Source organism: Paenibacillus sp. NMA1017, from assembly GCF_058895805.1.
The window spans coordinates 1-25,570 of sequence record NZ_JBZXYR010000003.1; the positions used below are offsets into that span (position 1 = coordinate 1).

A 25,570-nucleotide genomic window follows, 5' to 3' on the forward strand; every position below is an offset into this window, starting at 1 on the left:
TCAAACTCTCCATTAAAGACCAACCGAAGCTGGTTTATAGAAAGAGCGATAAGCTCATTTTGAAACTGACGAGATAAAATATCTCTTGTTTGATTTTGCGAACAAAATCGTTTTACTCACTCGTTGTTCAGTTTTCAAAGATCAAACATTTATTGTCGGCCTTGGCGTTTCTTTCAACCCCTCAGCAACTTTTATAGTTTATCATATTTTCTAGAGTTATGTCAACACTTTTTTTCAAAAGTGTTTTTCGCTCTTTTTGATAAAACTTGAAGCGACAAGAAGTAATATATCATACTTTCTTTATATTGGGCAACTGTTTTTTTAAAATACTTAGTTAAGTAACAATACACTCGATATAAAGCTCTCTTTGCAGCATTAAGTTAATGATTTCCCCATCTACTTGAATCAACGGACGAGTCGGATGATCTCGATCAGCAAATATAATTTCCCCTGTACGATTATCATTGAGGCGCACCTTGGTTCCATTATTGAATTGGGTTAACTTATGAATAAAAACTTGTACGACACTTGGGTCCAGCTTTCCAAATGATTCTGACTTGATTTGCTCTAGAACTAGATACGGTGATTGGGCAGGCCGGTATGTTTTCTCTAGAGTCATAGCATGGAATACATCAGCCACTCCAACGATTTTAGCGTAAATGTGGATTTGTTCTCCTTTAAGACGCAGTGGATATCCGGTACCGTCCACTTTCTCATGATGCTGAAGAGCCGCCAAACGCACACCTTCGTTAATAGCTTTCACATTTTTAAGCAACTGGTATCCTAGTGATGTATGGCGACGTATTTCTTCTTGCTCTTCCCACGTTAGTTTGGAGGGCTTGTACAGAATGACCGGGTCCATTTTAGCGTTCCCTATGTCATGAAGCAATCCAGCAAAAGCCACTTGCATCCAATCCTTTTGAGGTAATCCGATCCATTGTGCAATGGAGTAGGAAGTAAGGGAGGTTAGCACGGCGTTGTGAAAAATATAGTCCACTTCGATCATGGAGGGCGGAGTATAGGTCATTACATTATAGCGCTGAATGTGCACCAGTAAGGACTCCAATTGTCCCCGTAGCTCATATATAGATAAATTAGAGACGAGTACCGATTGAAATGCATTCTTAACGAGCATCACCATTTTGTCATACTCATCCTGAAATTGTTCAGATTCATCTCGTCCATCTAACGATGGTCCTTGCGATTCAGATGTCCCAGATCGAACTGTCGTAGACTCGCTACTGGATTTTGTAAGATCATCCGTCCCTACCTCAACCTGCTGGATCAGGAACGCCTGTAAAATCTCCAAGTCACGTGGCAGCAGAATGCGCCCTTTCGGCAGCAGCAAGCTGCCCATTTCTGTAAATACATCGCTTTGCAATCTAAGTCCTGCTTTTAATTCGGATACGGGTACAGTTGTCATGGTCAACCTCTCTGTTCTCACAACAGCTGCTCCAGCTGCCAGTTATGATGTCATTATATTACTTGGGAATGATCCTGTACATTCATTTTATGCCATTTAAAGCATACTTGTCTGAATTCGTTAATCAGAAAATGAAAAAGACTCTCCAACCAAATAGTCAGAGAGTCTTTTTCATCTAAAATTTAATAACCACTGTTGTTTCCATATTCGATCTCTTATTCGCCCTCAGAAGATTCTGGGTCGCTGCCTTCCGTATCTTCTGTATTCGTTTCGAGAGTTGGTTCAACAGATGATAGAGATGAGCCTTCTCCAGCTTCCCCATCCTCTAATAATTCTTCAAGCAGTTCATCCTGCTCCTCATTCTTGTTCGCTCGACAAACAGTTGCAACCGAATCATCATCGCGAATATTAATCAGCCTTACCCCTTGTGTATTCCGACCCATCGTGGAGATTTCCCCCATGCTAGTCCGAATCAAGGTGCCACTAGCTGTAATGATCATCAGATCCTCTTCGGTTTTTACAACCTTGAGACCGACAACCGGACCATTTTTATCCGTAACATTAATCGTCTTGATCCCCTTACCTCCACGGCTTTGGATACGATAATCCACAACAGGGGTACGCTTGCCATAACCTTTGGCCGTTACAATCAGGATATCCAGGCTGGTATCCACGATGTCCATACCAATTACAGCATCACTCTCATCAAGGTTGATCCCTTTAACCCCTGTAGCGCTACGGCCCATAGACCGTACATCACTTTCAGGGAAACGGATAGACATGCCTTGTGCTGTACCAATAATCATTTCCTGCTGTCCGTCCGTGAGCTTCACTTCGATCAGGGCGTCATCTTCACGCAAGTTAATGGCGATCAAGCCACCTTTGCGGATATTTGCATAATCGTCAAGCGGTGTCTTCTTAATAATTCCATGCTGGGTCGCAAAGAATAGATAGCTATCCTCCACAAATTCCTCAATTGGAATCACCGCATTGATCGATTCACCCTGTTCAATCTGAATCAGGTTAATAATCGGCGTCCCCCGGGCTGTCCGGCTTAGATCAGGAATCTCATAAGCCTTAATCCGATATACCTTACCCTTGTCGGTAAAGAATAACAAATGATGATGTGAATTCGTAATGAACAGATGCTCTACGAAATCCTCATCTTTGGTATCCATACCCACTACACCACGACCACCGCGTTTTTGACTGCGATAAGTAGTAACAGGAAGGCGTTTGATATATCCCGTATGGGTTACAGTAATAATAACATCTTCACGCGGAATGAGATCCTCATCCAGAATACTCTCTTCACCCACTGTAATTTCAGTGCGACGTTCATCAGCGAAACGTTCCTTAAGTTCATTCAGCTCTTCGCTAATGATGTTGAGTACCAGATGCTCGTTCGCCAAAATCTCACGGTATTCCGCAATCTTTTGTATTAGCTCGTTATATTCGTTTTCGATCTTCTCACGTTCCAAACCGGTTAAGCGTTGCAGACGCATATCGAGAATAGCCTGAGACTGCTCAAGAGTGAGCGAGAAACGCTCAATCAGTCCTTCACGAGCTGCTTCTGCAGTTTGTGAAGAACGAATCAAGGCAATAACTTCGTCCAAATGGTCAAGAGCAATGCGCAAGCCTTCCAGAATGTGCGCTCTAGCTTCGGCTTTTTTCAGATCAAATTCTGTCCGGCGACGAATAACTTCGACCTGATGTTTGAGATAATGATACAAGACATCCTTCAGGTTCAAAATCTTCGGTTCGTTGTTTACAATGGCAAGCATATTAATACCGAAATTCGACTGCATAGCCGTATGTTTAAACAAATTATTCAGAACGACATTCGGGTTCACGTCTCTACGCAACTCAATAACGACACGCATACCCGTACGGTCCGATTCATCACGGAGATCCGTAATGCCTTCAATACGTTTGTCACGTACTAATTCGGCAATTTTCTCAACCAGGCGAGCCTTATTCACTTGGTAAGGCAGCTCATGCACGATAATCCGTGCTTTATTACCAATCTCTTCTATGGTGGTCTTCGCACGCATGGTCACAGATCCGCGGCCCGTCTGGTACGCCTGACGGATACCAGAGCGTCCTAAAATATAACCTGCTGTCGGGAAATCGGGCCCTTGAATATAATCCATAAGTTCCATCGGCGTAATGTCAGGGTTTTCGATCAGTGCTTGTACACCATCGATAACCTCTCCCAAGTTATGCGGAGGAATATTGGTAGCCATCCCGACTGCAATTCCGCCGACGCCATTCACCAGCAAGTTAGGATAACGTGCAGGTAATACGACGGGCTCACTCTCTTCACCATCGTAGTTCGGCATAAAATCAACGGTTTCTTTGTTCAAATCACGTAGCATTTCCATGGCAATCTTGGACAACCGTGCTTCAGTGTAACGCATCGCAGCCGCCATATCTCCATCCACAGAGCCAAAGTTTCCGTGTCCATCCACCAACATATAACGCAAAGAAAAATCCTGCGCCATCCGCACCATCGTATCATATACAGCCGTATCACCATGAGGGTGATATTTACCGATAACTTCGCCGACGATTCTTGCCGATTTTTTGTAAGGCTTATCTGGCGACATGCCTAGCTCGGACATCGCGTACAAAATACGACGGTGTACCGGCTTCAGTCCGTCCCGCACATCAGGCAAGGCACGGCTAACAATAATACTCATGGCATAATCCATAAAGGATTCGCGCATTTCCACTCCGATATCCCTATTGATGATTTGCGAGTTATTTTGATCCGCCATGCTGGTCCTCCTTCTTATCCTTCAATACAATGCTCTCTATGTGAAAAGCCTAACAAGATACTGCCTATACACTCCGCTCTCTGCGCAGGATTTTGGCTGAAATCCTTATCTGTATAATTATATTACTTTCACAAAAAGAGCACAATTAAACGCATCTGTCCTCTTTACAGCGTAAATCCCTCGTCATTCTCTCTCTGCCTGTAGCAGATCGCTATTCTCTTGTACAACTCACAAGCCCTGATTATAACAAATTCCCCAGAGCTGGGGATTAGCCCCCACCATAAGGGCCTTTTCCACATACAATACGTATACGGTCAGGGTTCACTTAGCAAAATTCCGAAAAACGCCGTATTTCTCTATTATATCATTGTTTTACGCGCTTGTCCTTTAGTTTCCCTTGTTTTGTCAAAGTGTTGCGGATTCCAAGTACATGACTCATATTTCGAAAAGAAAGGGATGAGATTACTTGTCTATTCAGCGAGTATCCAGTAAGTGGACCAAAACAAATGCCATTCTCCCCAATCCGACATTGGCCGCTTATGTACCAGAAACACGATTGTACACATTTGATCACTTGAATGAAATGTTGGCCGTATATGGCACTGTCTATATTAAGCCGGATAACGGTACTTATGGAAAAGGGGTTATGCGGGCAGAGAGGCTAACAGAGCCGCTTCCGCCGACGGAAGAAGGAATCATCGAAGAGAGAACTTGGTATGTGCTTCGCTATGAAGTAGATACCTTCACCTTCGAAAGTCTAGAAGATCTGCATAGAGTGGTTTCCTCTCGCATACGAAAACGTCCATATCTGATCCAGCGTGGAATCCCACTTCTTCAGCATGAAGCACGCCCCTTCGATCTGAGAGTATTAACCCAGATGAACTTGAGACACCAATGGGAAACAACGCTTATTGTAGGACGCGTAGCTGCTCCTGACAAAGTTGTCACCAATCATCACAGCGGTGGGACAACGCGCTTTTTCAATGAACTGGTCGCTCCATACATGGATGTAAAGGAAGCTGTACGACTGGAGCAAAAATTATCGAAAATGGGCGAACGGGTAGCCTGGCAGTTGCATAAAAAATACCCACGTTTAAGGGAAATTGGATTAGATGTGGGACTGGACCAGCAAAATTATCCGTGGATTCTGGAGGTTAATACGAGACCAGCAATCAAGGTGTTCTCTTCCCTTCCAAACAAAAGCCTCTATCATAAAATATTCAGATATGCAGTAGGCTACGGCCGGTACTCTTCATCCACGGGCAAACCCGTACGCTCTAAGAAAAAAGCCTAGAACAATGAGATTAAATATTCAAATACACCCGGGCTGGTTAATGACAAGAAAAGGGACGCCCATTTGGGCGCCCCTCGTGAACTCTTACAAAATACTACCTAATGAGCACATAATACAGCCACTAGGAAGGAATATCACATATTAAAAATCGAGATTTTTCACGTACTTGGCATGTTCTTGGATAAAGTCACGACGAGGTTCTACATTATCACCCATCAAGGTATTGAACAGTGTATCAGCCAGCATCGCGTCACTGACAGTTACCTGAAGCATAGTACGACTCTCAGGGTCCATCGTAGTTTCCCAAAGTTGGGTCGCGTTCATCTCACCCAAACCTTTATAGCGCTGTACATTGTACTTCGCATTCTCTCCAAATTCCCTGATGATCTCATCACGTTCCGCCTCGGAGTTCGCATAACGTACAACTTTGTTACGCTCCACTTTGAATAGTGGTGGCTGAGCAATATAAATATAGCCTGCATCAATGATTTTACGCATGTACCGATAGAAGAACGTCAGCAACAACGTACGAATATGGGCACCATCGACATCCGCATCTGTCATGATAATGACCTTGTGATAACGGGCTTTGGCGATGTCGAAGTCGTCCCCGATCCCTGTACCCATTGCTGTAACCATCGACCGGATTTCATCACTGGACAAAATACGGTCCAAGCGTGCTTTTTCAACATTCAGGATTTTACCGCGAATCGGCAAAATAGCTTGAAAGTGACGATCACGACCCTGCTTGGCCGATCCCCCTGCGGAGTCACCTTCGACGATGTACAGTTCACTAATTGAAGCATCCTTAGAGGAGCAATCCGCCAGCTTGCCTGGGAGCGAACTGATTTCCAGCGCACTTTTACGACGTGTAAGCTCACGCGCTTTACGCGCTGCTTCCCGGGCACGTGCTGCTTGTAATGATTTATCAACCACACGGCGGGAAACAGACGGATTTTCCTCTAGGAATTCCTGAAGTTTCTCTGCAAATAGGGATTCGACAATCCCTCGCACCTCACTGTTACCCAGCTTTGTTTTGGTCTGACCCTCAAACTGTGGTTCTGGAATTTTGACGGAGATAATTGCCGTCAATCCTTCACGCACATCGTCACCGGTCAAGTTGGCATTGTTGTCCTTAATTAAGCCATTTTTACGTGCATAATCGTTAATAATCCGGGTTAATGCACTCTTGAAGCCTGATTCGTGGGTTCCGCCCTCATGGGTATTGATGTTGTTGGCAAAAGAATAAATATTTTCGGTATAGCTGTCGTTATATTGCAATGCAACTTCGACCTGAATCATATCACGCGAGCCTTCGACATAAATCGGCTGTTCATGTAACGCTTCTCTTTTTTGATTCAAGAATTGCACATATTCACTGATTCCGCCCTCGTAATGGAATGTATCGCTGGCTCCCGTCCGTTCATCAGTCAAGCTGATTGCAATGCCTTTATTCAGGAAAGCCAACTCACGAATCCGCGTTTGGAGCGTATCATAATCATATACGGTCGTTTCTGTAAATATTTGGTCATCCGGATAGAAGGTCGTTTGGGTACCCGTCTCGTCTGTATCGCCGATGACTCTGACATCATACTGCGGAGCACCACGGTGATACTCCTGCTCATACAGATGTCCATCCCGTTTAACATGAACAATCATTTTGCTGGAGAGAGCGTTCACTACGGATACCCCAACCCCGTGCAGACCACCGGAGACCTTGTACCCTCCACCTCCGAATTTACCGCCTGCGTGAAGTACAGTCATAACGACTTCCAGCGCAGATTTTTTCATTTTGGCGTGTTCGCTTACCGGAATACCGCGTCCGTTATCTGTAACGGTAACGCTGTTATCTTCGTGAACCACAACTTGAATGCTGTCACAGTAACCCGCCAGCGCTTCGTCAATGCTGTTGTCCACAACTTCCCAGACCAGATGATGGAGACCTTTGGCGCTCGTGGAGCCAATATACATCCCGGGACGTTTCCGAACCGCTTCCAGGCCCTCGAGGACCTGAATCTCGCCCGCATCATAAGACGGTTGATTCATAGACATGCCTTTCACCTACTTCTATAGATTCTATGGTTAAGCATTGGCAACAAACTGGTTTGCCCGCTTTTTGAGTGTTGTTGAGGAGATGGGGGAATAATACACCGTATTCTGAGTCACTACGATGGACTTGGCTTCCTCTTCGCCAATCATCTCGACATGCTTTTGCTGTTGGGCGTGGTTCACGTATTGCTTGGAGATTTTAGAGGATTTTTCAATCGAGATATCGAAAATAGCCACAAGCTCTGACGAGCGGATGATTTTTTCTCCACCCAGATGAATATACATAGCGGTCACTCACTCCTTAGTGTTCCACATGCCCGTCGTGGACGTGATAAATATTGGCATCCTTGAGTCGTTCTGCGTTCAAAGTCTCAACCCCGGTTGCCGTGATAAAGGTCTGTACCTTGCTTTGGAAAGTCTCGATCAGCTGGGTCTGACGGTAGGGGTCCAGCTCAGACAAAACATCATCCAGCAGCAAGACAGGATATTCACCAATTTCCTCATGAATTAACTCTATTTCGGCCAACTTCAAGGACAGGGCCGTCGTCCGCTGCTGCCCCTGAGAGCCATACGTATGCACTTCTCTGCCGTTAATGGCAAAGGCCAAATCATCACGATGGGGTCCCGCCAAAGTCATGCCACGGCGGATTTCCTGTTCCCTCATTTGGGATAACTTTATCATAAATCGCTCCAATAAGACAGCTTCATCTTCTTCCTCCGGCTCACTGAAGGAGGGAACATAGGTTAATTTTAACTCTTCTGTCCCACCTGCAATCCCTTCATGAATGGCCTGAGCCCACTTTTGTAGCTTTGTTATAAATTGTTTCCGCTTTTTAACAATTTTAACACCATGCTCAACAAGTTGCTCATTCCATACCTCCAGCATCAGCTGCACTGACGCCATATCCTTACCCCAAGCCTGCTTGAGCAGGTTGTTTCGCTGAACCAATACTTTCTGATATTGCTGCAAATGATACAGATATCCTGGCGCAACCTGTCCGATTTCCATGTCAAGAAACCGGCGGCGAACCCCCGGTGTTCCTTTAACAATTTCCAGATCCTCAGGTGCAAACATGACCACATTTAACGAACCAATAAAATCGCTCAGTTTTCGCTGCTCCAGTCCGTTGATCTTTGCTTTTTTGCCTTGTGTGGATAACGCGAGATCCAGTCTGATTTTCCCGTATTTTTTATCCACATCCGCAGCTAAGTGAGTGGAAGTAGCCCCGAAAGAGATTAACTCCTTATCGCGGGACGTTCGATGACTTTTGGTTAGAGCCAGTACAAAAATAGCCTCTACCAGATTCGTTTTGCCCTGCGCATTTTGTCCGATCAGCAAATTAACGGGTCCAAATTCATTCAGCTCCAGTTGTTCATAGTTCCGGTATTGCTGCAAAACAATGTTGTTCACAAACACATAGGGTCCCCCTTGTTACTCCGTACCTAAAAGGAGTCCTTGCCACCCAGGCGATCATGCTCCTGCTGTAACTTCGAAACTTCCGTTGTCCTCTACTTCTACGGTATCACCCGGGTACAGTTTTCTTCCACGACGTTCTTCCGGTTCACCATTCACACGGACTTGTCCCTCTTGCAGCAGGGCTTTAGCCATGCCTCCTGTGGATACACAATCGGCTAATTTTAAAAATTGATCGAGCTTGATGTATTCGGTCTGTATAGATATCTGTTTCAAGGCTTGTTCATCCTTTCGCTTGTCCTCGGGTGGGTTAACGCTAAACGTCAGTTGGTTGTGCGATATGGCAGGATGATATACAGCGCATTGCTGGAATCTGCCGGTTTTAAAATAATGGGACTCATAATGCCGGTAAAAGCAATCGTCAGCTGCTCGCTGTCAATCACCTTGAGCACGTCGAGCATGTATTTGGAGTTGAACGAGATTTTGAGCGGCTCTCCCTCAAATTTGGACACCGTTACTTCCTCACGCACTTTGCCAAGCTCAGAGGAACTAGAGGAAATTTCCAAACCTCCATTTTCCAGCGACTGCATTTTTACAATATTCGTTTTTTCCTCACGGGACAGCAAATAAGCACGGTCAATTGACTCACTTAAACTTTTTGTATCCACAATCAGTTCTGTTTTGTAGGAGGTCGGAATAATTCTAGAAGTATCAGGATAGGTGCCGTCCAAGATGCGGGAATAAAATAGCACCCGATCTACTTTGAATAATACCTGATTGTCCGCTACTACGATATCCACAAGCATATTTTGATCCGGAATAATTTTGCTCAGCTCATTCAGCGTTTTGCCCGCAATGACAACATTGCTAAAGCGCAAGCCTTCAGACGTCTCCAAATGAGCGCTGCGGGTGGCAAGGCGGTGGCGGTCCGTTGCGACAAACTTTAGTTCCCCCTCAGCCAGATTCCACAACACGCCGGTTAAAATGGGTGTCGTTTCGTGGGTGGAAATGGAGAACACCGTCTGTTTAATCATATTTTTAAGTAAATCTCCTGGCACAGAGATGACTTGATTTTCTTCAATGTTGGGAAGCACCGGGAATTCTTCAGGGTCCAAGCCAACAATCTGAATTTCAGTTGCACCGGACGAGATAAAGGTTTGGAATTGGTCTTTTACCTCCATACGGATCTCCTGCGACGGCAACTTTTTGATAATTTCGACAAAGAATTTGGCAGGCAGCACAACACTACCGGGTTGTTCGACCTGAACGACAGTTTGGTCACCATCCTCCATCGGAATAAAGGATTGAATGGAGATGTCTGTATCGCTGGCGGTCAGTGTGACTCCCTGGTGATTCACATCCAGCTTAATACCACTCAGAATTGGAATCGTAGTCCGACTTGATATCGCTTTGGATACATGTTGTATAGCCTCGTTCAAAACGTTTTTCAGAATGCTGATCTTCATAAGTTCCTCCTACGGGTTTTAATCCTTCAAGCACGCGTTGACGCGGGCCTTATTTAGGTGATGTATATCTTTAAAATATATTAGTAATAGTAATAGGCGCACTGAATATGTGGATAAGTCACTGTAACCCTAATAAAATCAAGCCTATCCACATGTGTATAAATTGTGTATAGGCTCTGAACTTGTTCAGGTTGGATTTTTGATTTTTTCTATTAGGTTGTTGATAACTTTAAACAGATCCTGATCCACTTGAATGGATTTGGAGATTTTTTCGTGCGCATGAATGACAGTCGTATGATCACGCCCACCGAAAGCTTCGCCGATTTTCGGCAAAGAATAGTCGGTTAGCTCACGAGACAGGTACATGGCAATCTGTCGTGGAAAAGCTACAGCCTTCGTCCGCTTACGCGCTTTAAAATCCTCCAGCCGTAGATTGTAAAATTCCCCGACTTGATGCTGTATATCCTGAATCGTGATCATTTTTGGACGGCTGGACGGGATAATGTCCTTCAACGCTTCAGCCGCAAGATGACTTGTTACATCCTGATTGGTTAAGGAAGAATAGGCGACAACGCGTATTAGTGCCCCTTCCAGCTCACGGATGTTCGTATCAATTTGATTAGCGATATACATCATGGCCTCATTGGGAATATCCAGGTTTTCCGCCCGCGCCTTTTTCCGAAGAATAGCAATTCTCGTCTCCAGATCCGGCGGTTGAATATCCGTAATAAGTCCCCACTCGAAGCGAGAGCGCAGCCGTTCTTCCAGCGTTGGAATTTCTTTAGGCGGCCGATCGCTTGAGATTATAATCTGCTTGCGTTCCTCATGAAGCGCGTTGAACGTGTGGAAAAATTCCTCCTGCGTCGATTCCTTGCCCGCAATGAATTGAATATCATCAATGAGCAAAATATCAATGTTACGATATTTATTCCGGAAACTTTCCCCGCGGTTGTCACGGATGGCATTAATGAATTCATTCGTAAACTTCTCCGACGATAAATAAACGACCTTGCTGGTCGGATTGTGCTCCAAAATATAGTGTCCGATAGCGTGCATCAGATGCGTTTTCCCCAGCCCCACACCACCGTATAAAAACAGCGGATTGTAAGCTTTGGCCGGCGCCTCGGCGACGGCCAACGATGCCGCATGGGCAAAACGGTTCCCCGATCCGATGACGAATGTATCGAATGTATATTTGGGATTCAGCATATGGGACACAGCTTCTTCATGAACGACCGGCTGCTGCTGAGGTTGTTGCTGAAGGTCGACCTCGGCGGGCTTGTTCTCTTCAATAACGAACTTGACCTCTAGTTGTTTGCCCAAAATTTCATAAACCGTTGCTCCGACTAGCTTGGTATAGCGGCTTTCAAGCCATTCCACGGCAAAAGTTGTCGGTGCAGAAATCACAATGGAGTGGTCATTTAGTTTCGCTGCCTTGGTAGCCTTAAACCAAGTGTCGTAACTCGGCTTACTCAGCTTGGTTTGTATGATGGATAGAATTTGCTGCCATAGTTCAGAGGTATGGCTGTCCACAGACGTCACTCCTTTTAAATCCTGACATTTTACCGAATTAAGCTGCAGAGAGCTGCTCTTGGCGCTTCGGCAAAACGCCTAAAATCACAAAAATGTTGTTGAAGGCCATAAAAAGACATACCGCCGCCTAAATCATGCGGCAGTGTGGTGAGAGAACGCAGCACAAAATGACCCTGAAAAATAGCTAATGGAAATTCCGCTGCTGACCAGCAGAAGAAAGGCGATATTTCTCAGGAGGGAATGTGCGGCACGATCCGTTCTCTTGATCCCGCAGGCCAAAACGGGATTGCAATATGTCGAAATCAAATGAAAAATGTAGAATATATCCCCAGAATCCCGAATCCGCACAAAAATAAAAAGATGGATAAATTGAACTTGTTCACAACTTTATCCACAGGGTGTTGATAATATGGAGGGTAAAACAACATATTCACATTCAAAAGTAATATCATCATAGCAAAAGAAGCCTTGTATTTCAATGACTGGTGGTTATTTATCCACAAATTCAATCTGTTGTGTACAATTTTTATTCACAACACAAGATATTGTTTATAATTTGTTCAGTTTTCGACAATAACTCTTTTTTACTCTAAAATGTTATGCACAGGTTATGACCATTTAAATCACAATTCAGTTTTTTTTGTGGATCTGTGTACAACAGCTGTTGCCTTTTGGTCATAGAGGCTTATTTTTCTGTTGAAAATTTCCGGTAACGTTTCCGACAATATTTTTGAACGAACCTGATAACGTTGATCTGAAAATAGGATGGATTCAAGTTACAGAATGAATAAATGTAAAAAACAGTTTTTGGAGGAGCGAAAACGACAAATAGAATACTGATGATGGAGGAGAGGTGAAAGAAATTTTATGAAGTAAGGGAATAAAAGAGTGAAGTGAGTGAGCGTGGGAAGGGGAGGAGGCTTCCTGAATGCGAAAAAGAGGGAGAGGATTCACAAGTACATTGACTTTGGCCGCTATTTGTGGTTAAATGTACAAAGGTGTTTTTTGTGGAGATTGCTACGTTAGGTATATTCCATATAAAACGTATTCCTTGTAAGGAGGTGCAGCACAATGAGACCGACTTTCAGACCGAATGTCAGCAAACGTAAAAAAGTTCACGGCTTCCGTAAAAGAATGAGCACGAAGAATGGCCGTAAAGTTTTGGCAGCTCGTCGCCAAAAAGGTAGAAAAGTATTGAGTGCGTAATGCGTGCATAAAGACCACTACGGTGGTCTTTTTTTTCATAATTGAGGTATTCAGGGATTGGATCCCTTCTTTTATTGTTGTAAAAATGTAGTGAAAGAAGAGGGAGAAGTCCAGCATCCTGTCCTATATTAGATGAAGCTTTTGAAAACGGATATAAAATAAGCGAGATTACCATGTTGGAATGTTGTCCATACTTCTTACTATATAAAAGGTATAGGTTAGCTTACCGACATGTGTAAAAGAGATGAGCAAGGAGAAGCGCCGTGCAAAAAAAATTGCGTCTACGAAACCGGGCGGACTTTGGGCGCGTATACCGCCATGGCAAATCTTTTGCCAACCATCAGTTTGTGGTGTACTGGTTCCGCCGCAGAGAGGTAGAGCAGTTCCGCGTCGGAATTTCGGCCAGCAAGAAGATCGGCAATGCAGTAGTTCGCAACCGGATGCGTAGAATCGTTAAGGAAATTGTGCGCCATCATGAGCATGAATTGGTGGAGCAGATTGACCTGATTTTCATCGTTCGTAAAGGTGCGGTTACCATGTCGTATCAAGAGCTGGAGAAAAGCGTGCTGCACGTTCTACGCAAAGCCTCGCTGCTCAAGTCTTCACGCCGATAGTCAGTATCTTTGTCCTACAGGATATGGTATGATTTACGTTGGAATGGATTGGTTAAGAAAGGGGTTATGAAGTGTCGCGTTTGAAGACTCAACGGGGAAAATGGTTCCTCCTGATTGCCTTATTGGCACTTGTTGCTGTGCTGTCCGGATGTGCCCAGACGGCCCACAATTCTTACACGACGGCAGACTTGGCCAATGGATCGTTTTGGCAAAGATATGTCGTTTACTGGTTTTCGTATGCGTTAGATACATTTGCCCAATGGTTCTCTGGAGAGTATGGCCTGGCCGTACTGATTCTGGTGATTATCGTGCGAACCATTATTTTGCCGCTTACACTCAAGCAAGTACGTAGTTCCAAAGCTATGCAGGCCATTCAGCCACAATTAAAAGAAATACAAGCGAAATACAAGGATACGCCTGAAAAAGTCCAGCAAGAGACGATGAAGTTGTTCCAGGAAAATAAGGTCAACCCGATGGCTGGCTGTCTTCCTTTGGTAGTACAGATGCCCATTTTCATCGCGCTTTATAATGCCATTTATTATAACTCGGCATTGCGGGATCATGACTTCTTGTGGCTCCAGTTAGGTAAACCGGATCACTTGTTTATCCTGCCGATTTTGGCAGCGATTACGACATTTGTCCAAACCTGGATGATGATGAAAATGAATCCGACGCCGCAGCAGGGACCGATGCAATTTTTGCTGTATGTCTATCCGGTGCTGATTCTGTTCATGTCGTACAACTTCCCATCCGCTTTGCCGTTGTACTGGTTCTACAGTAATATTTACACGATCATTCAAAACTATTTCCTTTATCGGAATAAGGATAAAGAAGCAGCACTGGCGAATGTGAAAACAGCCAGTCTCGCGAAAACAGGTTCCTCCAATAGCAAGAGAAAAGGTGGCAAAAACACGAAGGGGGCTAAAAAGTCGAGATGACCAAAGTCGTGACATCAGGAAAAACCGTTGAAGATGCTGTAAAACAAGGACTCTCCCAGCTGGGAGTAAGCCGTGAACGGGTAACCGTAAACGTGTTGGAACAGCCGTCAAAAGGATTCCTGGGGTGGCTCGGGGTCAAGAAGGCGAAGGTGGAGCTTACGCTGCTCTCTGAGCCGTCTCCTGAAACCACACACGCGGCTGAACCTCATGTATCGGCTCAAGCGCCTTCTAGCGTGGGACAGGCTTTATCAGAAGAAACTGGGCCTGTTGTGCAGGAAGCACAGATGAACATGGAAGCACCCACGGGACATATAGATCCTTATGAAGAGGCGGTGCGTTTCATCCGTGAAACAGCAGCAGGAATGGGACTGGACGTTGAAGTCGATGTCCGCCACCGCAAGGATGAAAGTACACTGGATATCTCCGGTCCGTCGCTCGGTATGTTGATCGGCCGCAGAGGACAGACATTGGATGCATTGCAGTACCTGACGAATATCGTTGCCAACCGTCATTCTGACAAATTCATCCGAATTGTGCTGGATGCCGAGCAATTCCGTGCACGTCGGCAAAAAACGCTGGAGGATTTGGCAGATCGGTTGGCGAACCAGGCTGTTCGTTATGGCAAGGAAGTGGTACTGGAGCCAATGCCGTCACAGGAGCGGAAGCTGATTCACGCCAAGCTTCAACAGCATGCGCAGGTTAGAACATACAGCAAGGGGGACGAGCCCAATCGGCGCGTCGTCATTGCTAAAAAATAATCCGACGCAATGGCTCTCTGCAAGATGCAGAAGCCATTGCTTTTTTTCTTATATTTCTCGCTGAAACGGCTGCCGTCCTTGATGAAGGACGGTAATGCCGTTTCTACTTGATAGGAGGTAGAAACTTTATGCTGAGCGATACTATAGCTGCCATTGCAACGGCTGTCGGCGAGGGCGGCATTGCGGTTGTACGGGTCAGCGGACCAGAAGCGGTCACGGAAGTGGAGGCTTTGTTCCGTAGTAAAACGCCTCTAAGCAAGGCTCCAACGCACACGGTACACTACGGACATATTATAGATCCTCAAAGCCAAGAAAAGGTGGAGGAAGTTTTAGTTACAGTGATGCGGGCGCCACGCTCTTTTACAACAGAAGATGTCGTAGAAATCAGCACTCATGGCGGGGTTGTAGCCGTCAAACGAGTGATGGATTTACTACTGCTGCAAAATATACGTCTGGCTGACCCAGGTGAATTTACGAAACGTGCTTTTCTGAATGGTCGTATTGACCTGAGTCAGGCGGAGGGTGTCATTGACTTAATTCGCTCCAAATCAGATAAAGCCTTTTCGGTGGCTTTGAAGCAGGTAGATGGACAACTGTCCCAGAATATTCGGCGTTTGCGTCATGTTTTGGTGGAGACACTTGCTCATATTGAAGTGAACATTGATTATCCTGAGCATGATGTTGAATCTTTTACATCTGACTTAATCAAGGATAAAAGCAGTCAGGTCATGACGGAAATTGATCGACTGCTGCATACGGCGGAGCAGGGAAAGATTTTGCGTGAAGGGCTGACTACAGCGATTGTAGGAAGGCCAAATGTGGGCAAATCGTCACTGCTGAACACATTGGCTCAGGGCGAGCGGGCAATTGTGACCGATATTCCGGGCACAACCCGTGACGTTATTGAGGAATATGTGACGATTAATAGTATTCCGCTCAAGTTGCTGGATACAGCTGGAATTCGCGAAACGATGGACGTCGTGGAACGGATCGGAGTAGAACGATCGAGAACGGCGGTTAGTGAAGCGGATCTGCTGCTCATCGTAATTAACGCCAACGAACCACTGCATGAGGATGAAATGGCATTAATGGAACAAATCCGCGGTAGACAAGCGATTGTCATTATGAATAAAATGGACTTACCGGCCCAAGTAGACCGGGATTTGTTGCTGCGTTATGTTCCTGAAGAGCTTATCGTACCGATGTCTGTAAAGGAAAATGAGGGAGCGGACCGACTGGAGCAGGCGATATCGAATCTATTCTTTAGCGGCAAGCTGGAATCAGCGGATATGACATATGTCAGCAACGTACGGCATATTGCTTTGTTGAAGAAGGCGCGCCAATCGCTGGTAGATGCCTATGAAGCCGCTGATCAATTTGTTCCGATTGACATGATCCAGATTGATGTAAGGCTGGCATGGGAGCATTTGGGGGAGATTGTAGGCGATACTGCGCATGATGCGCTAATAGATCAAATATTTTCACAATTTTGTCTCGGCAAATAGAACATTCAAGCATGGCTGATATAAGCCTGCTATCGTTATAGATATACAAGAGCATATTCGGCGTGAAGACCGGAATGTATAAGGAGGTAAGAAAGGTATGGGTTACCAAGGAGGCGACTATGACGTAATTGTCGTAGGCGCGGGCCATGCGGGCGTAGAATCAGCCTTGGCAGCAGCACGGATGGGCTGTCGCACGTTGATGATCACAATTAACCTGGACATGGTCGCGTTCATGCCCTGCAACCCGTCTATTGGGGGGCCTGCAAAAGGGCATGTGGTGCGAGAAATTGATGCACTGGGCGGCGAAATGGGTCGGAATATCGATAAGACATTTATCCAAATGAGAATGTTAAATACTGGTAAAGGCCCGGCGGTTCATGCATTGCGTGCACAAGCAGACAAGTTCTCTTATCAGCATGCGATGAAGGAAACGATGGAAAAGGAACCGAATCTGACTTTACGTCAAGGTATGGTTGAAGAGCTGATTATGGAAGACGGTCATTGCGTAGGTGTAATTACGAAGACGGGCACAGAGTATCGAAGTAAAGCAGTTGTCCTGACCACAGGCACTTATCTGCGCGGAAAAATCATTATGGGCGAGCTGATGTATGAGAGTGGTCCGAACAACCAACAGCCTTCGTTGAGATTGTCTGAGCATTTGAGAGAGCTGGGTTTTGATCTGGTTCGATTTAAGACAGGAACGCCGCCACGTGTGCATAAGGACACGATTGATTTTAGCAAAACGGAAATACAACCGGGTGATGATCAACCGAAGTTCTTTTCCTATGAAACGAAGTCTTCGGATAATGAACAGCTTCCTTGCTGGCTGACATATACTTCAGTAGAAACACATCAGATTATTAATGATAACTTGCACCGTGCGCCCATGTTCTCTGGCCTGATTGAAGGAACGGGACCACGTTATTGCCCATCTATCGAAGATAAAGTGGTACGTTTCAGTGATAAGCCTAAGCACCAAATCTTTTTGGAGCCTGAAGGTAAAAACACATCTGAATACTATGTTCAGGGCTTGTCGACTAGCTTGCCAGAGGATGTGCAATTAGCTGTGCTGCGTTCGATTCCGGGGATGGAAAAGGTAGAGATGATGCGCAATGGCTATGCTATTGAATATGATGCAATGGTGCCTACACAGTTATGGCCTACTTTGGAAACGAAGAAAGTCCCAGGCTTGTTCACAGCAGGTCAGATTAACGGTACCTCCGGTTACGAAGAAGCTGCGGGTCAAGGGATTATGGCAGGGATTAATGCAGCTCGCAAGGTGCAGGGGAAAGAGCCTGTCGTATTAGACCGTTCGCAAGGCTACATTGGGGTTCTGATCGACGATCTGGTGACGAAGGGGACGAATGAGCCTTATCGTCTGCTGACGTCGCGTGCAGAATACCGTCTGTTATTGCGTCATGATAACGCGGACCTGCGATTGACTCCGATTGGGCATGATATTGGCCTAATTACGGATGAACGATACGAGCGCTTTTTGGATAAAAAGCAAAAGGTAGAGCAAGAGATTGAACGTTTGCGCTTGGCGAAGGTTCGTCCGGTTGATATAAATGAGATGCTGGAGCAAGGCGGATCTGCACCAATACAGGATGGCAGTAATTTGTTAACGGTGCTGCGTCGACCAGAGATCAGTTATGCGCAAGTAGCACAAATCTCACCTTCACCTATAGCTCTTACTGAGGAAGAACAGGAGCAGGTGGAAATCCAGATTAAGTATGCAGGCTACATTGAAAAGCAATTGATGCATGTGGAGCGTCTGCAAAAGATGGAGAAGAAGAAGCTCCCAGAGGATATTATATACAATGAAGTTCAAGGACTGGCCATTGAAGCTAAGCAGAAGCTTGAAAAGATCCGTCCGATGTCGATTGGTCAAGCATCCCGTATTTCGGGTGTAACTCCTGCGGATATTTCCATTTTGCTGGTTTATCTGGAGCATTATAACCGCGTAACGGCAGCAAGGGGATCATAATGGACGCGATACAACAGCAATTTAAGCAGCGATTGGCAGAGCATAGTATTGTGATTAATGACAGTCAGTTAGAGCAGTTTGAAACATATTACCGTGTGCTGGTTGAGTGGAATGAAAAAATGAACCTGACGGGTATTACTGAGCGTGATGCAGTGTACACCAAGCATTTTTATGATTCTCTTTCCCTGGCCTTTTATGTTCCGTTAAAAGATGTGGAAAGCCTAGCTGATATTGGGTCAGGTGCAGGCTTTCCAGGCATTCCTTTGAAAATATGCTTTCCGCAGATTCAGTTGACTATTGTAGATTCGTTGAACAAACGTATACAATTTTTGGCCCATGTAGTAGAGCAGTTGGGTTTGGAAAATGTTGAACTGATTCACAGCAGGGCAGAGGAATTGGGGCGTAAACCAGGATACCGCGATAGCTATGATCTAGTGACAGCCAGAGCTGTTGCCCGCCTCGCGGTATTGAATGAATTTTGTTTGCCGTTTGTCCGTGAAGGGGGATACTTTGCCGCGATGAAGGGCAGTGATCCTACAGAGGAAATCAAGGAAGCTTCCTACAGCTTGAAAGAGCTAAAGGGAAAAATCAAACATGTTCAGGCTTTCCAGCTACCTGTTGAAGATGCAGCCAGACATATGATTATTATTGAGAAAAGAGCGGCTACACCACGGAAATATCCGCGTAAGCCGGGTACTCCTTTGAAGACGCCGTTAGTGTAATTGTTTGAAAGAAAGTGAATGTTTCACGTGAAACATTCACTTTTTTTATGGTTGACAGACTCTTTACATAAAAGGCACTTTGCTAAAATGCGTTCTTGTTTACATGTGGGAGGAGATGGATAGATAGTTTCGAAGAAGATGCATAATTTATTCTCTGATCCTTCCGAAAAGCTGGTAGAGACGATAGGATTATGGCTGGAAAAGTGATAGAATAGAGATAATCGTTTTAATGTAAGTTGACTGCTCCTGTACCCATGAATTCAGATATACATATAGGGGAGTGGGACAACAAATGTCAGGGGAGTACGTGGACTGTACCCGCTTACGGCGCTGTTTCATATAAAAGGGTCTACGATCCGCGTAAGGAACTGTTTTTCACGAAGCGCTGTTAGTATGGTGCTATTATGAAATTAGGTGGTATTATACGGAATGAAAGAACAATTTTCCAAGCTATTTGGTTTGACGGAGCGATCTACTGGGGACGAAATAAAACAAATTCCAGTTCGGGATATTGTCAGCAGTCCTTATCAGCCCCGCACCATATTTGACGACGAGAAGATTGATGAGCTATGCCAGACCATTAAGACGCATGGTGTAATTCAACCGATTGTCGTTCGTTTCCGTAATGGACAATATGAGATTATAGCAGGGGAACGTCGTTGGAGAGCTGTCACCAAGCTGGGTATGGAAACTATTCCAGCCATTGTTCGTGAGTTTAATGATTCACAAGCTGCATCCATCGCGTTGATTGAGAATCTTCAACGGGAAGGGTTAACTGCGATTGAAGAGGCTGTAGCTTACCAAAAGCTGATTGATCTACATCAACTCACCCAGGAAAGCCTTGCTCAACGACTTGGCAAAAGCCAATCCACTATTGCTAACAAGATACGGCTGCTTCATCTGCCGGAGAGAGTGAAAGAGGCTCTAATGGAACGGAAGGTATCCGAGCGTCATGCTCGTGCATTATTGTCATTAGAGACCGAAGAACTACAGTACAAGGTTTTAGATGAAGTCATTGCCAAAGAACTCAATGTGAAGCAGACAGAGGCACGAGTTGCCTTTTATAAACAAGTATCCACGAATAAGAAATCAAAGCGGATTTCCTTTACCAAGGATGTCCGGCTTGCGCTGAATACGATTCGTCAATCCATTGATATGGTGTCTGGCTCAGGCTTGGATATCAAAACCAAGGAATCTGATCATGAGGATCACTATGAGATTGTCATTCAAATTCCCAAACGTAAGTAAGGGATGAAGCGTACAGGCGGCAGCAATTGCCGCTTTTTCTGTCTAACGCCGAATAAAACCGCAGCATACTCAATTCTATTCTGAAATTGCCGTTATCCGTAAGTTAAGGACTAAGTAACGTCTCCATAGAGCATTTTGCAATCGTGGAGTGTAGCAGGATTCCGATTAAATTATGAGGTGAATGAAGTGTCAAAAATTATAGCCGTAGCCAATCAAAAGGGCGGAGTAGGCAAAACAACTACTTCCGTTAATTTGGGCGCCGGACTTGCTTCCCTCGGCAAAAGGGTATTGCTCGTGGATATCGACCCGCAAGGTAATACAACCAGCGGTGTGGGTATCAATAAGGCGGATGTGGCAAATTGCATTTATGATGTACTCATTAACGAGGTTGATCCTAGTGAAGCTATTGTCAGTACACAGGTTGAGGGATTAGATATTATTCCGGCAACCATTCAGTTAGCAGGCGCGGAAATAGAACTGGTGCCGACCATTTCTCGCGAATTGAGATTAAAAAGATCGCTTCAACTCGTTAAGCATAATTATGATTATATATTAATTGATTGCCCTCCATCGCTGGGTATTTTGACGCTCAATTCATTGACGGCTTCCGATTCGGTCATTATTCCAATTCAGTGTGAATATTACGCATTGGAAGGATTAAGTCAATTGTTGAATACCGTGCGATTAGTGCAAAAACATCTGAACACTTCATTGCAAATTGAAGGTGTGTTGTTAACCATGTTTGATGCCCGCACGAATTTGGGTATTCAGGTGATTGAAGAAGTGAAAAAATATTTTCAAAGCAAGGTTTATCAGACGATTATTCCACGCAATGTGAGACTCAGCGAAGCACCATCACATGGCCAGTCCATTATTACGTATGATCCCCGTTCCCGTGGGGCAGAGGTATATATTGAGTTGGCAAAGGAAGTGGTATCTTATGAGTAAACGGTTGGGAAAAGGACTTGATGCACTCATTCCCTCCCTTACGGTCAATGAAGAGGATAAGGTTGTTGACATTCCGCTCAGCCAGTTGCGTGCGAACCCGTACCAGCCTCGCAAAACGTTTGATGAAGAGTCCATTAAGGAATTAGCCGAATCCATTCGTCAGCACGGTGTTATCCAACCTATTATTGCACGTAGTGTATTGCGAGGATATGAAATCATAGCCGGGGAAAGACGGTTTCGGGCGTCTCAATTTTGTGGGAATCCGACGATACCTGTGGTTGTTCGCAATTTTACGGATCAGCAGGTGATGGAGATTGCCCTGATTGAGAACTTGCAGCGTGAGAATTTGAATGCAATGGAAGTAGCAGTAGCTTATCAGGGATTAATGGATCAGTTTTCTTTAACTCAGGAAGAGTTGTCCATGAAAGTGGGGAAATCACGTTCTCATATTGCCAATTTCCTTCGTTTGCTCGCATTGCCTGAAGAAGTTAAAGATCATGTTTCACGTGGAACATTGTCTATGGGACACGCTAGAGCTATTGTTGGGCTCAAAGATCCAGACATGGTGAAACAGTTAGCACAGCAATGTATTGAACAGCAGTGGAGTGTTCGCGAACTGGAGGAAGCTGTACAGCAGTTGGATCATAAGCCTGGTGAGGCGAAAGCCAAAACAAAGGTACGAAAAAAGGACCCCTATATTGATCATATGGAAGAGTCCCTGCGTGAACGCTTTAAAACAACTGTGAAGATCAAGCACAATAAGGATAAAGGCAAAATTGAATTGAATTATTACAGCCAGCAGGATTTGGAAAGATTACTGGAGCTATTACAGTAGTTTGTTAAAATATGGACATGTCTCCTTGAGCCAATGGAAAGTGAGATATGTCTTTGCTTTGTCTGGAATTGCAGGAATTAGAATGGTTTTGATGGATAAACTAATAGCCTTGTGTTATTTGTTTCGCTGTTCTCAAACATATAAAATATAAGTATGCAGTAACATGATTTTTGAGGTAGAGGAGTAGAAGCGAGCATATGGCTGAATTGAATGGACTAATCATGGAACAGCTTGCCGGAATCGTTGCAGGGATCGTGCTTATTTTGCTCATCCTGTTGATTGTTATTATCGTGCAGGGTGCAAAACTGAAGAAGATGCGGCGAAAGTATGAAACCATGATGGCAGGCAGCGGTGTCGAGAATTTGGAAACGCTGCTGATTGATTTGAAGGTACAGATGGATACGATTGAGGATGAGCAGGAAACCCATCGTGCAAGTATGAAATCACTACGCAGCAAACTGACTGGCTTAAAGGGACATATAGGTATCAAACGCTATAATGCCTTTGGTGAGAGAGGAAGCGATTTAAGCTTTTCTCTGGCTATTGTAGACGACAATCAGGATGGCATGGTATTAACCGGCATTTATAACCGAGATGGATCATATGTGTATGCCAAGCCTCTGGAGGCGGGACAATCCACCTATTCCTTATCACCTGAAGAAAAAGAAGCCGTTACTCTTGCGCAGCAAGCAGGACAGAACGGTAATGCCACTCCTTAATCGCGGAGTATAGGCTGCCAGCAATAATATCTGATAATTTCATTACCAAATTTAGTCTCGTATTTTGCAGCACGAAGTATTCCATGAAGCCGCCGACGTTAACGATACCAGTCAAATGGATATCGCCGACCGGCGGTAATTCTTTATTTACACCTGCTCCCGGCTTGAGAGGGCCTTCTGAAACCTGAATGCATCCAACACTGGAGGTTTGTCCAAGACATGCATCTATGCCAATGATATAAGGCTGTTCATATCGGTCTTGTATGCCGTTCAGCGTCGTTTGCAGGTTCATGGCATGTACAGGCTCCTCTAATGTACCGTATAGGTTAAACAGAGGGCTTTTGTAGCGTGATAAATGCGTACCTACGAGCGGACCCAGGCAATCTCCAGTAGAACGGTCGGTGCCGATGCAAATAATGACGATATTTTGCAGACTCGGCGCCTGATGCAGATGGAACAGCAGACGATGGATGATGGCTGATTGGATCCCGGGGTCTGTGTGTGATATTTTTAAGCTTAGGGGTTCTTGCCCCGGAATGAAGTCAGATGGATGAGTCATGGAATCTTCCTTTCGTTCTGTAATGGAGTGTGCGGGTTATGCTCGCTGTACCTTGGAGAATAACAATTAGCCTGCGGGTAACATTTATGCTCAAGATAGTAGCTAGTATATGGATAAACTTGTGCTTTTATACTCGAAGGAAGTAGATTATTCATAGCCATATGTTTGAAGTCAGTAGATAAGCTTATATAGTGAGGATTTTGCAAAAATCCAATAAGCGACTTCTAATGAACAAGATATAGATCGAAATGGTCTAGTTCGTCTATATCTTGCACTTCGGAGCGACTGGAATCGAATTTTGCAAAATCCTGATAGTAGGAAATAGAATTCGGGAAGCAGGAAGAGTAGTTCCCTTGTTTAAGGAGGAGTACAGCATGACCTTTATACATTGGTTAGCCGATAATGTAGGTACGGATGACGTAGTGAAAGATGCGATTCACTGGAAGGATGCTGTATGGAAATGGCTTACTGATAGTGCGATGTGGTCGACCTTTTTATTTGTAATTTTGAAAATCGCGATTATTTTTATCATCACACGTATCTTTATTCGAGTTATTAATAAAATTATAGATAAGTCGATGCAACAAAAGGGAGATAACGGCAGGTTCCGATTAAATACAAGGCGGTTAACAACCGTTGGAGAGTTGCTGAAAAATGTAACCAATATTGTATTTAATTTTATTTTAATTATGCTAGTGCTATCGCAAATGGGCATTAATCTCGGCCCTCTGATTGCTGGAGCTGGAGTGCTTGGATTAGCCGTTGGTTTTGGGGCACAGAGCTTGGTTAAGGATGTAATTACTGGATTCTTTATTATTTTTGAAGATCAATTTGCCGTAGGAGACGTCATTCAAACAGGTACTTTCAAGGGTACGGTGGAAATGATCGGGCTGCGTACAACTAGATTGGTGAGCTGGAAAGGTGAGGTGCACATTTTACCAAACGGCTCAATTACAACGGTAACGAACTTCTCCATGTCTAATGCGTTGGCGGTAGTGGATGTACCCATGAAGGCCGAGCGTAGCCTGGAGGAAGCAGTTGGCTTGGTAAAACAGGCAATCCAAGGCATTGAAGAGTCCAATGTACAGATACTTAATATACCGGATGTGTTAGGGGTTCAGTCCATGACCACCTCAGAGTATATTGTGCGTGTTGTGGCAGAATGTATGCCGAATACAGGGGCCGTGGTAGAGCGTGATATTCAGAATAACATCAAGAAGGCTCTAGAGGATGAGGAACATCGTCAGGCCGCCTTGGAGACGGCGATAACCCTAGAAAAAGAAGATGAGCAAGGCAAAAAAGGGGGAGAGAAGGGTGGAGCGTAAGTCATTTGAACTAGGGGACATTGTACAGATGAAGAAGCCTCATCCGTGCGGAACGAATGAGATGGAAATTATCCGCATGGGGATGGATATTCGAATCAAATGTGTCGGTTGCCAGCATAGTGTGCTGATTCCGCGTGCCAAGTTCGAAAAGAACATGAAGAAAGTGCTGCGATCAAAGGCCAACGCCGACGAGCAAAACACAGAAGCGAATTGAGCCAAGAAAGATGAATGGTGATGAACCAGAATC

At 44.9% G+C, this 25,570-nt stretch carries 23 protein-coding genes; 14 read left to right on the forward strand and 9 right to left on the reverse strand.

The features are described 5' to 3' along the window. Nucleotides 1–334: 334 nt before the first annotated feature. Together AC5ELV_RS08685 and gyrA are read right to left on the reverse strand one after the other, a co-directional pair. On the reverse strand, nucleotides 335–1,423 hold the full coding sequence (locus tag AC5ELV_RS08685; RefSeq protein WP_493430397.1) for an HD-GYP domain-containing protein: 1,089 nt from the start codon (nucleotides 1,421–1,423) through the stop codon (nucleotides 335–337). Nucleotides 1,424–1,638: 215 nt separating this feature from the next. After that, a complete protein-coding gene (gyrA, locus tag AC5ELV_RS08690) occupies nucleotides 1,639–4,203 on the reverse strand; it encodes a DNA gyrase subunit A (protein ID WP_493429875.1) in 2,565 nt (854 codons plus the stop codon). 466 nt (nucleotides 4,204–4,669) lie between these two features. Between gyrA and AC5ELV_RS08695 the strand changes: the two genes are divergently transcribed. Then, the gene (locus tag AC5ELV_RS08695) at nucleotides 4,670–5,497 is read left to right on the forward strand and encodes a YheC/YheD family protein (RefSeq protein WP_493429876.1); all 828 of its coding nucleotides are present in this window, start codon (nucleotides 4,670–4,672) and stop codon (nucleotides 5,495–5,497) included. Between the two features lie 141 nt (nucleotides 5,498–5,638). Here the strand turns inward: AC5ELV_RS08695 and gyrB are convergent, their stop codons facing one another. The 6 genes from gyrB to dnaA all read right to left on the reverse strand — a co-directional run bounded on the left by gyrB (nucleotide 5,639) and on the right by dnaA (nucleotide 11,959). After that, nucleotides 5,639–7,549 (reverse strand): DNA topoisomerase (ATP-hydrolyzing) subunit B, encoded by a 1,911-nt coding sequence (gyrB, locus tag AC5ELV_RS08700; RefSeq protein WP_013308100.1) that lies wholly within the window; start codon nucleotides 7,547–7,549, stop codon nucleotides 5,639–5,641. Between the two features lie 30 nt (nucleotides 7,550–7,579). Beyond that, the gene (remB, locus tag AC5ELV_RS08705; protein WP_007433255.1) at nucleotides 7,580–7,831 is read right to left on the reverse strand and encodes an extracellular matrix regulator RemB; all 252 of its coding nucleotides are present in this window, start codon (nucleotides 7,829–7,831) and stop codon (nucleotides 7,580–7,582) included. A 16-nt stretch (nucleotides 7,832–7,847) separates the two neighbouring features. Further along, on the reverse strand, nucleotides 7,848–8,963 hold the full coding sequence (recF, locus tag AC5ELV_RS08710; protein ID WP_013308098.1) for a DNA replication/repair protein RecF: 1,116 nt from the start codon (nucleotides 8,961–8,963) through the stop codon (nucleotides 7,848–7,850). 54 nt (nucleotides 8,964–9,017) lie between these two features. Beyond that, nucleotides 9,018–9,236, reverse strand: a complete 219-nt coding sequence (yaaA, locus tag AC5ELV_RS08715) for a S4 domain-containing protein YaaA (protein WP_023986416.1) — start codon at nucleotides 9,234–9,236, stop codon at nucleotides 9,018–9,020. Between the two features lie 47 nt (nucleotides 9,237–9,283). Then, nucleotides 9,284–10,426, reverse strand: coding sequence for a DNA polymerase III subunit beta (dnaN, locus tag AC5ELV_RS08720; RefSeq protein WP_493429877.1), 1,143 nt, complete (start codon nucleotides 10,424–10,426; stop codon nucleotides 9,284–9,286). Nucleotides 10,427–10,612: 186 nt separating this feature from the next. Next, nucleotides 10,613–11,959 (reverse strand): chromosomal replication initiator protein DnaA, encoded by a 1,347-nt coding sequence (gene dnaA / locus AC5ELV_RS08725; RefSeq protein WP_103049703.1) that lies wholly within the window; start codon nucleotides 11,957–11,959, stop codon nucleotides 10,613–10,615. A gap of 1,071 nt (nucleotides 11,960–13,030) precedes the next feature. Between dnaA and rpmH the strand changes: the two genes are divergently transcribed. The 11 genes from rpmH (at nucleotide 13,031) to AC5ELV_RS08780 (ending at nucleotide 23,439) form a co-directional block, all read left to right on the forward strand. Further along, a complete protein-coding gene (gene rpmH / locus AC5ELV_RS08730) occupies nucleotides 13,031–13,165 on the forward strand; it encodes a 50S ribosomal protein L34 (protein WP_007433250.1) in 135 nt (44 codons plus the stop codon). Between the two features lie 263 nt (nucleotides 13,166–13,428). Continuing rightward, nucleotides 13,429–13,779 carry a ribonuclease P protein component gene (rnpA, locus tag AC5ELV_RS08735; protein WP_013312817.1) on the forward strand — a complete coding sequence of 117 codons (351 nt, stop codon included), beginning with the start codon at nucleotides 13,429–13,431 and terminating at the stop codon, nucleotides 13,777–13,779. Nucleotides 13,780–13,850: 71 nt separating this feature from the next. Continuing rightward, nucleotides 13,851–14,717 (forward strand): YidC/Oxa1 family membrane protein insertase, encoded by an 867-nt coding sequence (locus AC5ELV_RS08740; RefSeq protein WP_493429878.1) that lies wholly within the window; start codon nucleotides 13,851–13,853, stop codon nucleotides 14,715–14,717. Beyond that, nucleotides 14,714–15,475, forward strand: a complete 762-nt coding sequence (gene jag, locus AC5ELV_RS08745; protein ID WP_493429879.1) for an RNA-binding cell elongation regulator Jag/EloR — start codon at nucleotides 14,714–14,716, stop codon at nucleotides 15,473–15,475. The genes AC5ELV_RS08740 and jag overlap by 4 nt, the downstream gene beginning before the upstream one ends. 128 nt (nucleotides 15,476–15,603) lie before the next feature. Beyond that, on the forward strand, nucleotides 15,604–16,980 hold the full coding sequence (gene mnmE / locus AC5ELV_RS08750; protein ID WP_493429880.1) for a tRNA uridine-5-carboxymethylaminomethyl(34) synthesis GTPase MnmE: 1,377 nt from the start codon (nucleotides 15,604–15,606) through the stop codon (nucleotides 16,978–16,980). A 97-nt stretch (nucleotides 16,981–17,077) separates the two neighbouring features. Beyond that, nucleotides 17,078–18,967, forward strand: coding sequence for a tRNA uridine-5-carboxymethylaminomethyl(34) synthesis enzyme MnmG (gene mnmG, locus AC5ELV_RS08755; RefSeq protein ID WP_493429881.1), 1,890 nt, complete (start codon nucleotides 17,078–17,080; stop codon nucleotides 18,965–18,967). Next, entirely contained in the window at nucleotides 18,967–19,689 is a 723-nt protein-coding gene (gene rsmG / locus AC5ELV_RS08760; protein WP_023991153.1) for a 16S rRNA (guanine(527)-N(7))-methyltransferase RsmG, read from the forward strand. Before mnmG ends, rsmG begins: the two co-directional genes overlap by 1 nt. A 429-nt stretch (nucleotides 19,690–20,118) precedes the next feature. Then, nucleotides 20,119–20,937: a nucleoid occlusion protein gene (gene noc / locus AC5ELV_RS08765; protein ID WP_013312811.1), complete on the forward strand. Its 819-nt coding sequence runs from the start codon at nucleotides 20,119–20,121 to the stop codon at nucleotides 20,935–20,937. Nucleotides 20,938–21,123: 186 nt separating this feature from the next. After that, on the forward strand, nucleotides 21,124–21,885 hold the full coding sequence (locus tag AC5ELV_RS08770; RefSeq protein WP_023991152.1) for a ParA family protein: 762 nt from the start codon (nucleotides 21,124–21,126) through the stop codon (nucleotides 21,883–21,885). Continuing rightward, entirely contained in the window at nucleotides 21,878–22,720 is an 843-nt protein-coding gene (locus AC5ELV_RS08775) for a ParB/RepB/Spo0J family partition protein (protein ID WP_013312809.1), read from the forward strand. The genes AC5ELV_RS08770 and AC5ELV_RS08775 overlap by 8 nt, the downstream gene beginning before the upstream one ends. Nucleotides 22,721–22,917: 197 nt before the next feature. Then, entirely contained in the window at nucleotides 22,918–23,439 is a 522-nt protein-coding gene (locus AC5ELV_RS08780) for a DUF4446 family protein (protein ID WP_013312808.1), read from the forward strand. Here AC5ELV_RS08780 and yyaC read toward each other — a convergent pair. Continuing rightward, a complete protein-coding gene (gene yyaC, locus AC5ELV_RS08785; protein ID WP_103049709.1) occupies nucleotides 23,393–23,998 on the reverse strand; it encodes a spore protease YyaC in 606 nt (201 codons plus the stop codon). The two genes, AC5ELV_RS08780 and yyaC, sit on opposite strands and share 47 nt — an antisense overlap. Before the next feature lie 374 nt (nucleotides 23,999–24,372). Here yyaC and AC5ELV_RS08790 point away from each other — a divergent pair, with 374 nt between their 5' ends. After that, nucleotides 24,373–25,323, forward strand: a complete 951-nt coding sequence (locus AC5ELV_RS08790) for a mechanosensitive ion channel family protein (protein WP_493429882.1) — start codon at nucleotides 24,373–24,375, stop codon at nucleotides 25,321–25,323. Next, a complete protein-coding gene (locus tag AC5ELV_RS08795; RefSeq protein ID WP_025723137.1) occupies nucleotides 25,313–25,537 on the forward strand; it encodes a DUF951 domain-containing protein in 225 nt (74 codons plus the stop codon). The genes AC5ELV_RS08790 and AC5ELV_RS08795 overlap by 11 nt, the downstream gene beginning before the upstream one ends. Nucleotides 25,538–25,570 lie beyond the last annotated feature (33 nt).